This window comes from Vibrio nigripulchritudo ATCC 27043, from assembly GCF_000222685.1.
GTDB lineage: Bacteria > Pseudomonadota > Gammaproteobacteria > Enterobacterales > Vibrionaceae > Vibrio > Vibrio nigripulchritudo.
Window position 1 is genome coordinate 1 of the sequence record NZ_AFWJ01000285.1, and the last position, 12,364, is coordinate 12,364.

Sequence of the window (12,364 nt, forward strand, 5' to 3'; positions counted from 1 at the left end):
CAAGATGCAGGATTCAGAGCCTCATATTCTGTTTCAGTTCAAGAAAAAGAACGCAGTGGAATGACGCGTCCTTTCCAAGTTCTTTGACAATGAAATGGAGCAGAATATGGGCTCCCAAGGGCGAGTTTAACTGGCTTTCATACTGCGGTACCGATTCTTGATTTAGAGCCACTAGATCTTCAAATCGGTGTCTTGTCTGAAAAGCCAGTTAATTCTCGCTGAAACACGCATTTTGAGGTTACTTGGGTATATTTACTTTCAGTTATATAAACAGCACGTATAATACGCCGCTGCATTAAAGATTGATTCCAAGAATGAATCATTTCAATTAAAAGGAAACACAATGAAGTTACGTGCTTGTGCCGCGATGATCATCGGCGCACTGGGTACGGCCGCACCGGCTATGGCAGCGTCCGAAATCACCGATATTCGTTCAGACTCAACCGTTGAAACTGGCGATATGCTGCAACTATTCATCCCGCTTAGTGGCTATATGGCGGCATGGATGCACGACGACTGGGAAGGCGCAAAACAGCTGACATATTCTGTTCTGGCTTCTCAAATCATTGTAGATACCACTAAAAAAATAGTAGGTCGCCAGCGACCAAGTGGAACCAGCCCACGCTCTTACCCGTCTGGCCATGCGGCAGCTGGGTTCTCAGGCGCACATTTCTTGCAAATGCGCTACGGTGCAGAATGGGGCATCCCAGCCTATGCAGCAGCGTCTTACGTGGCTTACAGCCGTGTACATGGTAAGCGCCACTTTGTGAGTGATGTAACCGCCAGCGCTGGTATTTCTTTCCTGGTGAATCAGTATTTTGTGTCTCCTTATGCTGCGGATGGCGTTTACATGAACGCGCAACAGACGGAAGATGGCATGGCGCTTAACGTGACCATTACTGAAGAAGCCTTTAACAAAGAGCGTACCGCCAAGGATAAGATCCAGCACATTGCTACGCCGCTTTACAATAAAATCGAAGTGGGCTTAGGGTCTCACCTGAACTTCTTCACGGAAGACCTGATCGCAAACAGCCACTTCAGCGACACAAAAAAGGTCGATAAGCTGCAACCATACACGCGAATCACATACTCGCGTGAGCTTTCAAACAACGACATGCTGGACTTTGAGTTCATCCCAACGGAATTGCGTGTAAATGGTACAGCGAAAGAAACATTCAAATACCAAGATACCACGTACAACAAGGGCGAATCTCTGGTGAGCGAATATCGCCACTATATGTTGGGCGGTAATGTTTACAAAGGGTACGAACCTTTAGATAACTTCGATGTGAAGTTTGGTTTGGGCTTCTACGCACACCATTTCGGCTATGAGATCGCAAATGCTGAAGAGTTAGGTCAGCATGAAAAACGTGAATACCTGCGTATTCTGCCTGCGATGACAGCACGCGCTACATACACCTTATTCGACAGCCTAGATCTGACCGGTGAATACCGCTATCAGGTTTGGGGTAACAATAAACACAGCACGGCAAAACTTGGTGTTAACTACCAGATCAATCGTGCATGGGATATGGGTTTGAACTACTTGGCTTCTTCAACAAATCTGCCAACCAGCACAGATTTTGATGCGGTCAGCTACGACAACAGTTCTGTAGAGCTGGTTTTTTCGAACCGCTTCTAACCTCATCATAAACGCTGAATTCAAAGCTCCGAATTTCGGAGCTTTTTTGATCTTGGCGGAAGGTTACTCGTACAATGTCTGAAGACACCGCTGACGAGAAAGACATGACACTCACTATTTTTTATGACGGCACCTGCCCGCTATGTAAAGCGGAAATGAACCAGCTAAAAAACTTCGATACCCATCAGAAGCTGAAGCTCGTCGATATCTATCAGCCTCAGTTCAGTGAGCAATACCCACAGATTGATGTAGCAAGCGCGAATCGCATTCTTCATGCCATTGATGGGAATGGAAACCTGTTGCTCGGTCTGGATGTGACCCAAGCCGCGTGGAATGCTGTTGAACGCAAACTCTGGGTCAACTGGCTACGCAAGCCCGGTATTCGTGTCGTCGCAGACTGGGCATACCTAAGATTCGCCAAGCACCGCTATACCATATCATGGCTTCTTACCGGAAAACGCCGCAGTGACTGCGAACAATGCCGCCTCCCATAAGGTGGCATTTCTGTTTACTTCTTGATCCACTTATCACTTCTGTATATCTCGCTACTTAAATGCAACATAGTTGTTACAATACTCCACCTATCAAACCATTAGCCGCCGTTATCACTGAATATTTAGTAATTAACATTGAATAGTATTGCGTTAACCATGAAAAGTAGTTACTCTTCGCATCAATGAATGAATACTAATGTTTAGTGAATAATTATTTACTAGCGGTAACAAGAGTATAAGAAGATGGATAACGTAAACACAGTCAGCTCTTCCAAGAGCAAAAAGAATTTCTGGGTATTTTTGATCCCCTCCTTGCTGGGTCTTTTCCTATTCATGGCACCCGTCAGCTATCAGGGTGATATCACTATCCCTGTTGCGGTCTTAGCGGGTGCACTAAAAGATCTATTGGGCGACATGGTTGTCCCTTTGGTTACTGCAGTCATCGGCTTTATGTCTGTCGCAACCATCATTAATAAAATCGCAAAGCCTGCTTTTGTTGCGAATAACACTTTTCTAACGGGTCTGTTTGATCCTTCTCCTCTTTGGTTTGCCGTTCGTACCATTGGTGGTATAGCTGTACTGATGACTTTCTTCCAACTGGGTCCTAAAGCCATCTGGGAAGAAAACACTGGTGGGCTGGTACTGGAAGGACTATTGCCAACACTGTTTGCTGTTTTCATTTTTGCTGGCTTGCTTCTTCCTCTGCTTCTTAACTTTGGTCTGCTGGAGCTATTCGGTACGCTTTTAAGCAAAATCATGCGCCCTCTGTTTAACCTGCCGGGTCGTAGTGCTATCGACTGTATGGCTTCATGGTTGGGTGATGGCAGCGTTGGTATCCTGTTGACCAGTAAGCAATACGAGAAAAAGTTCTACACCCAACGTGAAGCGGCGGTTGTCGGTACTACCTTCTCTGCTGTATCGATCACTTTCAGTCTGGTTGTACTGGCTCAGGTAAACCTTGAACACATGTTCCTGCCTTTCTATGGTGCAATCTGCCTGGCTGGTTTAGTCGCCGCGGTCATCATTCCTCGCCTTCCACCACTGAGTTACAAAAAAGACGAGTACATTGATGGTACTGCACCAGACGCCAACGAAAATGCGATTCCTGAAGGTTATAACAGCTGGTCTTGGGGTATGAATCTGGCGGTTGAAAAAGCAAGCCGTGTGAAATCAGCAAAAGAAGTGTGTGTTGAAGGTCTGAAAAACGCAGTGGACATGGTATTCGGCGTGCTACCAGTGGTGATGGCGTTAGGGACGATTGCTTTGGTTATTGCAGAATACACTCCGGTATTCTCTATTCTTGGTCAGCCTTTCGTACCTTTCCTTGAGCTTCTGAATATTCCGGAAGCGGCAAAAGCCTCTGAAACCATCGTTGTTGGCTTTGCAGACATGTTCATTCCTGCGATTTTAGCGGCATCCATTGAAAGTGACCTGACTCGTTTTGTTATCGCTGCCATGTCGGTTACTCAGCTTATCTACATGTCTGAAGTGGGCGCACTACTGCTAGGAAGCCGTATCCCAGTAAACCTCGCAGAACTGTTCATCATCTTTATTCTGCGTACGCTGATCACCCTTCCTGTGATTGCAGGTGTTGCTCACCTCATCTTCTGATTTATCAGTGAACCTTCACTCCAACCCTCGTCAATCTGGCGAGGGTTTCTTTATTCCGAATACGCACTGCAACAAATTCAGTTACATTTTTCTAAGAATCCCCGCAATTTATAAATAAATCAATAATTACTTTTTATTCATGTAGTTAGAATTGACTAAAAGGTCAACTTACGCCTGTTTCTAGAAAACGCCCTCCACATTTAGCCCTCTGAAACATAATCGTCATTGTTTTTTACTTGGCTCATTTTAATATTAGAAATTGTGATAATGAGAACATATAAATGTATCAATGAATTGAATGTCTCTCATTTTTTGCTATTAGTTATTTTTTAAGCAATTCAAAGCAATAACTATCTTTTCTATCAGTAAGACCTTTGTGTTTTCGGGCACAGAGTTTTGAGCATCTTGCGCTTCCGATTAACTAAATGGATTTTAAAAATGAGTTCTAAAGATGGCCGCCTGCCATTAAACGGGGATTTGCTAAAACAACTTCGAAAGCAGAAAGGATTAAGCCAGGAGAAGTTGGCGGAACAATGTGCAGAAGAACGCCTGTATGTGTCCTTGTCTTCGATTAAGCGTGCCGAATCAGGAAGCAGCATCCTTTACAGAACAGCGAAAGAACTGGCTAAATTTTATGATGTATCGGTAGAAAGCCTCATTCAGAACTCCGCCCCCGATTTACAAAAAGAGCTGGCTACTGTCCCAGAATACAAACGTCAGGTTTTAAGGCTTGCTATCGAAATTTCCGACGAGAATTTACGCGATCGTGTTGAAGAGCTCAACGATAAGTCCTACAGCTATTACCACAAAGACGGCAACTTTCTTGAGTTTGGGTGGCTGACAAATTCCAGTGATGAATTTGTGTTTGAACGCATGCGTCGGCTGTGCGCCATGCTGCAATTCACGTTGAAGAACCAGATCCGCCTCTTTGTGGAAGCCAGTGAATCGCCGACAAACCAGATTGATAATCAAAGTATTGAATCAGCGACAAAAACGTTGCTTAACCAAGTCACCTGGGGAGACATTGTTGCCTGCCCTTGTTTTGTGTCTTCAAACTGCGCCAGACCAAGAAACGTGTTCCTACCTGAAAACCCAGATTACCGAGACTGGCGCATCGTATCCATGTGTCAGGTTCAGACCGATTACTTTGTCGGTCGGCAATCTGAACTCAGTCAACTGAATACTATGGTCGCGGACCTCTACCAACACGGAAAAGGAACCACTGTCTGCCTCACAGGGATGGCAGGGATAGGCAAAACCCGTTTGTTGCACAAGTTTATCGACATGCTAGAAGCGCAGCACCGTTCCCCTGTTCGTCTGCAGGTTCTGAACTTTGGCGTTGTGAATTCGCTTCTACCCACTGTTAAACTGATTCGCGCGTTGTTTGGGTTTGGTGAAAATGACGATCATGCAGATATTCGCCAGCGAATCGCCCTCTCCCCTATTGCCTCTTCTCATCACTTGTTTATCTACTGGCTGATGGGGCTTAAGCTACACGAGTCAGAGCAAAGACTACTCGATGTTATGGAACATGCATCTCGCCAGCGCGCTATTGAAGAGAGCATCATCGCACTGCTGACTCACAGACCTGCAGAATCCAAAGAGCTCATCGTCGCGATTGAAGATCTGCATTGGGCAAATGAGCTGTTACTGACCATTGTTCAGATCGTAGCAGCGCAAAGTCATAAATTCCCAGTAATGCTTGTGCTCACCTTCCGCTCTGAAAATCATCTGCTCAATGCGCCAGACTGGTTCCAGACCGCTCAGACGATCGCATTATCTCCTCTCAACATGGATGAATCGATACAGTTGGCAAACTGGATGGCACCGGGTAACCAGGATGCTATCCAAAGATGCGTCGAGCGCGCCAGCGGACACCCCCTGTTTTTGCGTCAATCTTTGCTTTGTTCCCGGCTGGGGAATACTGTTCCGGAATCGATGGAACACCTTGTTATGGTGCAGCTGTGTAAGCTCGATTCCAACAGCTTGTCTGCCATTAAAGCTGCGTCGGTATTTGGTCAGTGTTTCAGCCTGGAGCAACTTCAGTTCGTCCTTAATGACGACAATTACTACCCAAAAACCTTGCTTGAAGTTGGTCTGATCAAACATTCCGATCAAGGGTTTATGTTCCACCATGACCTGATTTGCTCTGCAGTTCAGAAACAGCTTTCGGAGAGTGAAAAACAGTTACTGAATGAGCACTGCGCCAAATGGTTTGAAGAGCGAGACAAAAAACAGTTCGCCCTGCACTCAAAACGTGCCAAGTGTAAAGACGCTTTCACTATTCTGATCAAAAGCGCCAAGGAATACCTTGCCAGCTTCCAGTTTGAGCAGGCACTGGAACTGATTGAAGAAGCGATAGAGATCGTCCCAAAAAGCGAAACTGCGTATGCGCTAAACCTGAAAGGAAACTGCCTTTACTCCATGGGTAAAGTGAAAGAATGCATCCATTTTCTAGAACAGGCAGCGAATCACAACACGGATTCCACCGCATCGAGCCAGTATTTCATAGATTTAGCCAACCCTTATCAGGTAGTGGATGCGATTGATAAGGCGCTTTCGATATTACAAACCGCCCAAGACATTTCGGAACCTTCCAAGCAATATGCTCAACTCTCTGAAGTACACTCAATGAGAGGCAACATCCTATTCCCAACAGGAAATATCGAAGCCTGCGAGCTAGAGCATCAGAAAGCGCTGGAGTACAGCCAGAAAGCCAACTGCGACAAAGCAAAAGCCAAGGCGTTAAGCGGTCTGGGCGATTGTGAATATTTACGTGGCAACATGACCAACGCATACAACAACTTTAGGCAAAGCCTGAGCATATGTGAGGAAAATCAGTTTCTTGAGATAGAAGCATCAAACCGCTACATGTTGGCATCCACTCTGATTTATCAGTTGGAAACGTCTCAGGCGCTTCAACAATCTCAACAATCAGCCACGCTTGCCTACCTAACGGGTAACCGAAGAGCTGAAATTGTGTCACGTTTAACCGCTGCGTGGATCCTGCTCGACTTCAACGCACTGGAGCAGGCAGACAACGAAATTACCATGGCTCTTTCTATCGCCGAGGAATTCAACGCCGTCAGGTTCATAGCCTGTCTAATGGAAGCCAAGGCTCGCCTCAAGTGGTATCAAAATAAACCTGACGAAGCGAAAGCATTCATCGATAAGGGGTTGAATCTGGTCGAGGAAAACAACCTCCAGGCCTTTATTGGTCCCTGGTTATGCGGAACCAAAGCCATGGTCAGCCCGTTCTGGCAAGAAGCAAGAAAGGCGCTGGATATGGGAGAACAGTGGCTTGCTCAGCCTTGTGCAGGGCACAATCATCTTCGTTTCTATCAGCAAGGCATTCGAACTGCCTGGAATTTAAAAGATCGTACGCTGCTTGCCAACTACCAGCAGCAGTTGAAATCGCAGTGTGAACCATCGCCCTGGCGCGATCTTTATCTGAATCAGGCTGACTTAATGCTGGCATTGTTAACTAATAACAGCTCCGAGGCTCAATTGGATGCGTTTAACCAACAGGTAAAACAAGCGAATATTTTGCAAGCTCAGATCTCTACAGATGAGCTGAATGCAATGCCTGTTTTCTGAGATACACGTGCTCATGTAGGGATATAAATTACATTAAAATAAGGGATGGATACCTCTCGCTTTCCTACGTTCCCCCAAACATAAGAGAGGGAGGTATCGCAGCTTCATCCCAAATCACGTTTAGACCAACTCAGTCAGCACCGCTTCATGAATTTCACCCGTGTTGGCACCAATCTGAACCTGAGTGCCAAGATCCGAAATGAAGGTCCAAACGGGTTCTTTGACATTGAGTGAAACGATTCTGGAAAGCGTCAGGTAAATGAACTTTCCTCCCCAGTCTCCGGTATGGAAAAGCTCAATGGCTTGCTTGTAACTCACTTTGTAACCGTCAATCACACCCAGCCCCATTGGACACATAACCTGATTGGCGTGTGTTAACCCTAACCCGCGCTCCGCCTGATAGTACTGATAACATTCGTCCCCTTCTCTCACCAGGTGCTCAAAGCCGAGTACGTCCTCTGCAGATTCAGCCACACCATTGTTTAGAACCGCAGTCAGGCTAACCAGCTCAAACTGATCCACCTTCTGATTTTGAACCACGTTAGGTTCCTGAATCCGCTGAATATTGGTGATGTAGGCACCACCATCTAAAGGCGTGAAAATGGAAACCCAGGCAAAGAAATGCAGAGCAGGTTCATTAACCCGGTTTGCTTTGCACAGGTAGCGATAATTTACCCCAGCAACGACTTGAGTCTGGACTTCAAAAGGTTCGTAGTGAACACCAACAAACCCATCAAATGCCGAGTTGAAGACCGACTTATCTTCCAGATTTAATTGACGAAAATTAGACCAACCACCAAGCGCGAACCGGGACATGAGTATTTCCTTTTACAAAGAGTATTTAAAATAAATCAACGTATTCAGCTTAGTTTTAAGGTGGCAAAGAATCTGGTTCAGTTTGGTCTCAGTTGAAAAGGAATAAAGGTTTTTAGAGGCTATAAAAAGCAAAAAGCCACCCAATACTCAACACAACATATTGGGTGGTTCGGTCAAAAATAGACGAATGGGATTTTCTTTACGCTAAGATAGCTATCTCTTTATGAGAAGACAGGCAGAAGCTTATCTACGGCATTTTCAGCTTGTTTCCAGCACGTTTCCTGCAAGCCCACTTCCGCACACCAAGACCCAGCGTAAACAATAGGCGCGTAGCCATTTTGTTTTACGTTGATTGCCAGATTCGTATGGTATTCCTCAATATCAAGCTGGCTTTGGTGCGCTGCTTTGTCATACACGTTGTGAGCAAAGTAGAAAATGGCTTTATTGTCTGTTCGACCCAGCAGGTTTTTATCGCTACCAGATTTCAGGTGCTTTTGTGTCGACTCAGGAAGCTCTGTTAAGTCTGTACCACACAAGAAATCCAGATTCTCGTTGGAATCAACTGTGCGAAGCACAAACTTATCAGCAATAGGTTGTGTGGGATTCAGGGTAACGAAATAGCTCAGCTCTGGTGCATGCCTGATTTGTGGGTTACACCAGTCGTTCTGATGTCGGTTTTCCTGGAAAGTGATGCTATAGGGCACCATAGCTTCACCATGGCGAATCGAGATATTGAACGTTCTCCAGCTGTTGACATTGGCAGAAATTACGCTGGCGTCTGTGTGCACAATACCAATGCTTTGGGTGTACTTAATTCGGGCAAGAATAGGGTCCAACACGTTACCTTGCTCGGCATGTGCAGCATCGAAGGAAATTTGAGTGCGAGCATGATTCGCGTGAATGGTGCTAACTACAGCATCAAACGGAGCATTTCTTAATGAATCGTCTTCTGTGCCTTTAATACTAGCAATTGAGAAGCCGGAGCCCTCTGCTTTGAACTTTACATCCACACCAGTGTGAATGAACAGTTTTGGATCGCTTGGGTTAACGTTAAAACCTTGTTTCAGGTAAGCAGTCAGATGCTCAATCCATCTTTTTGTCCCGCCGACAAAGTAGCGTCGATCAGGGAATTTCTCTCCTTGCTCTTTCCCTTCCTGATAGCTGAAGTAGCCAAATGGGGAGGCGAGGGGAAGATGTTGTGGCCCTTTGTCTGAAGTGAAGAACATGGCTGCCACTCGTGGGAAGAACAAGTTGTCACGCACTTCAATGATCAGTTTTGCCAGTTCAGGACCAGGAATATTTGCAAGAGAAGGTTGCTTTCGGATTTCATTGAATGCTTCAAGACAGATTTCATATTTTAGTTCCGGCTTCAGAACCTCTGAACGCCCCTCTGCAAGACCAATTAATACTTCAAAAAAGGTATGTAGTTCTATGTCCCACGCCGCATCTAGCTTTTTCTCACAGTCGCTCATCTGAGTACCGTACTCTACAATCGTTGTAAATACTGTACCTTGAGGCGTACCTGACAGGCTAAAACGTCTTTCCATTGGGCGGTCAATGGAAACATGGATGTCATCGGTGTAGAGGTGCTGGTTATCCTGGGAGAAAAAGCAAGCTGTATCTTCAATCGGTTTGAGATTTTTATCACTGAAATACCCAGTCGCTTTCATTGCTGCTTCAAGGGTTTTGTATCGACTAAAGTTAACATCGTTTACCCCCATGTCAGCCCAGCGAACTAAAGTCATTGGGTCGACTTCATTCCTGTCACTATCAACATTGTTAGTTTCACCCATGTTCAGAACAACGGTGTGTGCATTGCCGCCCAATTCCTGTTCTTTCTCGAATAAGTGAACGCGAAACTGGTCCAGTTGATTGCTTTCTGAGAGCTTGTGATACAGGTAGTAGCAGGTTGCCAAACCGGATGTTCCGCCGCCAATGACAGCGATATTTTTCACGTTTCCGAAATCTTGTTGCATGGTTAACTTTCCCTATTATTCTTAATTGGTGTTAAGTAAATAGGGTAAAGGTTCAGGTAAAGTGAAACAGTGTCAGTTTAGTATCAGATGGGCAGATGAACGTCATTCTATAGCAGCCCCGCGCTTGATGCGGGGCTGGGTCAGGTAAAAAGAAAGGCTACAACTGGAACTGTGCCACCATGCCTTCAAGCTCTTTAACTTTGTTGTAGAGGTTTCGAGTGGACTCAGAACTGCGCTGCGTTTTTTCAACCGATGAATAGGCAATCTGGCTGACTTGAGCGATGTCGTGCGCCATCTCTTGTGTTGCGGTGGATTGCTCTTCTCCTGCAGTCGCAATTGAGTGAATCATGTTATTCACATCACCCGCACGCTGAACGATTTTCTCCAGCGCTTCACCTGCCGAGTTTGAGAGTTCAACGCCTTCCGTCACTAACTGGGTACCTTCTCCCATTCGCTCCACCGCAATTCGGGTCTCGTTCTGGATAGAGGTGATCAAGCCACTGACCTCTTCGGTCGCTTTAGAAGTTCTCTCAGCCAGCCCTCGGACTTCATCGGCAACCACTGCGAACCCTCGTCCAAGTTCGCCTGCTCGTGCCGCTTCAATCGCAGCATTCAGAGCCAGAAGGTTAGTTTGCTCAGCAATATCGTTGATCACTTTGATCACATCGCCTATCTCTTCCCCTTTCCTTCCAAGGCTGTCGACCGTCACTGCCGACTCGTTCACTACATCCGCAATTCTCTGCATTCCATGAACCGTTTCCTGCATCAGTTTGCCCCCGTCTGTCGCGACCTTACCCGCCTCCTGAGAGCTTTGTGCAGCATCAGAAGACTGCATCGCAACCTCTCGCACAGTCCCGCTCATTTCCTCAACAGCACTGGCTATCAACGCTGCTTTGTCTGCCTGAACCTGAATGTCGCTGGCAACCTGATTGCTGATTTCATCCACCTGTTTGGTATTGCTGGTGACCTCTCCGGCAACAGACGAAATCCCCGAAACCAGTTTTTGCAGAGAGTCCTGCATTTCATCGATTGAATTGGCCAGTTTCCCAATGTCATCATTGATGGTTTCGTTAATCGCGGGCGATGTGAGATCCCCCTGAGCGATATGGTCAGCTTTTTCGTAAATCACACTAATGCGGCGATTGATGACACGAGTCAGCATCAAGGCAACCACAATACTTACGATGATCACAACCAACGCGTTAATGGATAACCAAGCGACAATCTGATTCATCTTGTCGTTTACTGCGGAAATGTCTTTGGTTACGTCTGCCTTTTCTTCCCGTGACGAACGGTCCAGAATCTCTTCCAATGGCAATACCACGCTGTTTTCAAGCGTATTGACCAAAGCTATCGCCTTCTGTTTTGCCGCAGGGTCAAAACTGTCGAATACCCTATCTGCGGTTTTTAGAATCTGCGAATAGTAGGCTTCTATCTGCTCAATCGCTTTCACCTCATTTGGACGTCGCTCCAATGGCTTTAGCTTTTCCAGATAGCTTTCAAAAGACTTGGCATCAGCAGCAAAGGCTTGGCGGGCATTTGCATTCCCCATGATATAAGCGTTAAGAGAGGCGATCATATCCCCTGCTTCATCAATCATTTCTAAGTAATAGCGAACGCCGGGTAAGTCATCATTGAGAGACTCACTGAGCTCAGTGGTATTGAATGCGTCAGCAAATTCCTCTTCTTTCATCTTGTCGAGAAGATCTTCAAGCGGGTCACCGATATCTCGGTTCAGTTCCTGTACCCAGAGTTTTGCTTTCTGCTCAGTTGCGGGGGAGTATTTAGCAAACACTTCTTGCTCTATCGAACGGATATACTGATCAGCCAATGCTCTGATCTTGTTCATTTTGTCGATTTCAGCCTGACTGTTAGATTCAAGCTTATACAGCAGAGCGTAATAGTGTTCGAATCGGGCAACACTAGTGCGAAAAGATTCTATTTCATCCTCTTCCCCATTGAGGTATTCCAGTGCATACGTCTGTAAGTCTGCAACTTTGTCGTTCACATTCAGATAAGCCAGTACCCCTGGCACATTGTCGTATTCTATTTCTTCGGCAAGTTTGGCGGAGTCCTGAACGGCAGACCAAACAATATAAGACAGGATTAGAGTTGTTAGTAATATAAAGGAGAAACCAGCGTACAGCATTTGCGTGAGTTTTAAATTCATGTTTGTACCAAGCACTTCAATTGAGACAAAAGGTCGGGCGACCATAGCGCGGAGTATG

The 12,364-nt window shown here is 45.9% G+C and carries 7 protein-coding genes; 4 read left to right on the top strand and 3 right to left on the bottom strand.

Annotated features, from left to right (window positions below; translation table 11 throughout):
- Window positions 1–343: 343 nt before the first annotated feature.
- The 4 genes from RH89_RS28880 (at window position 344) to RH89_RS22025 (ending at window position 7,344) form a co-directional block, all read left to right on the top strand.
- Window positions 344–1,642 carry a phosphatase PAP2 family protein gene (locus tag RH89_RS28880; protein WP_004406775.1) on the top strand — a complete coding sequence of 433 codons (1,299 nt, stop codon included), beginning with the start codon at window positions 344–346 and terminating at the stop codon, window positions 1,640–1,642.
- 74 nt (window positions 1,643–1,716) lie between these two features.
- A complete protein-coding gene (locus RH89_RS22015; RefSeq protein WP_004406779.1) occupies window positions 1,717–2,136 on the top strand; it encodes a thiol-disulfide oxidoreductase DCC family protein in 420 nt (139 codons plus the stop codon).
- 243 nt (window positions 2,137–2,379) lie between these two features.
- A complete protein-coding gene (locus RH89_RS22020; RefSeq protein WP_004406780.1) occupies window positions 2,380–3,747 on the top strand; it encodes a YjiH family protein in 1,368 nt (455 codons plus the stop codon).
- 438 nt (window positions 3,748–4,185) lie between these two features.
- Complete coding sequence (locus RH89_RS22025) at window positions 4,186–7,344, top strand: AAA family ATPase (protein ID WP_004406781.1); 3,159 nt, start codon at window positions 4,186–4,188, stop codon at window positions 7,342–7,344.
- Window positions 7,345–7,464: 120 nt separating this feature from the next.
- Here the strand turns inward: RH89_RS22025 and RH89_RS30265 are convergent, their stop codons facing one another.
- The 3 genes from RH89_RS30265 to RH89_RS22045 all read right to left on the bottom strand — a co-directional run bounded on the left by RH89_RS30265 (window position 7,465) and on the right by RH89_RS22045 (window position 12,306).
- Window positions 7,465–8,160: a hypothetical protein gene (locus RH89_RS30265; protein ID WP_004406783.1), complete on the bottom strand. Its 696-nt coding sequence runs from the start codon at window positions 8,158–8,160 to the stop codon at window positions 7,465–7,467.
- A 221-nt stretch (window positions 8,161–8,381) separates the two neighbouring features.
- Window positions 8,382–10,136: an NAD(P)-binding protein gene (locus RH89_RS22040; protein ID WP_004406784.1), complete on the bottom strand. Its 1,755-nt coding sequence runs from the start codon at window positions 10,134–10,136 to the stop codon at window positions 8,382–8,384.
- A 157-nt stretch (window positions 10,137–10,293) separates the two neighbouring features.
- Complete coding sequence (locus RH89_RS22045) at window positions 10,294–12,306, bottom strand: methyl-accepting chemotaxis protein (RefSeq protein ID WP_038147018.1); 2,013 nt, start codon at window positions 12,304–12,306, stop codon at window positions 10,294–10,296.
- Between the last annotated feature and the right edge of the window lie 58 nt (window positions 12,307–12,364).

Bases quoted from the DNA above. Each gene is read 5' to 3' on its own strand.
- RH89_RS28880 (WP_004406775.1), top strand. From the start codon at position 344: ATGAAGTTACGTGCTTGTGCCGCGATGATCATCGGCGCACTGGGTACG.
- RH89_RS22015 (WP_004406779.1), top strand. From the start codon at position 1,717: ATGTCTGAAGACACCGCTGACGAGAAAGACATGACACTCACTATTTTT.
- RH89_RS22020 (WP_004406780.1), top strand. From the start codon at position 2,380: ATGGATAACGTAAACACAGTCAGCTCTTCCAAGAGCAAAAAGAATTTC.
- RH89_RS22025 (WP_004406781.1), top strand. From the start codon at position 4,186: ATGAGTTCTAAAGATGGCCGCCTGCCATTAAACGGGGATTTGCTAAAA.
- RH89_RS30265 (WP_004406783.1), bottom strand. From the start codon at position 8,160: ATGTCCCGGTTCGCGCTTGGTGGTTGGTCTAATTTTCGTCAATTAAAT.
- RH89_RS22040 (WP_004406784.1), bottom strand. From the start codon at position 10,136: ATGCAACAAGATTTCGGAAACGTGAAAAATATCGCTGTCATTGGCGGC.
- RH89_RS22045 (WP_038147018.1), bottom strand. From the start codon at position 12,306: ATGAATTTAAAACTCACGCAAATGCTGTACGCTGGTTTCTCCTTTATA.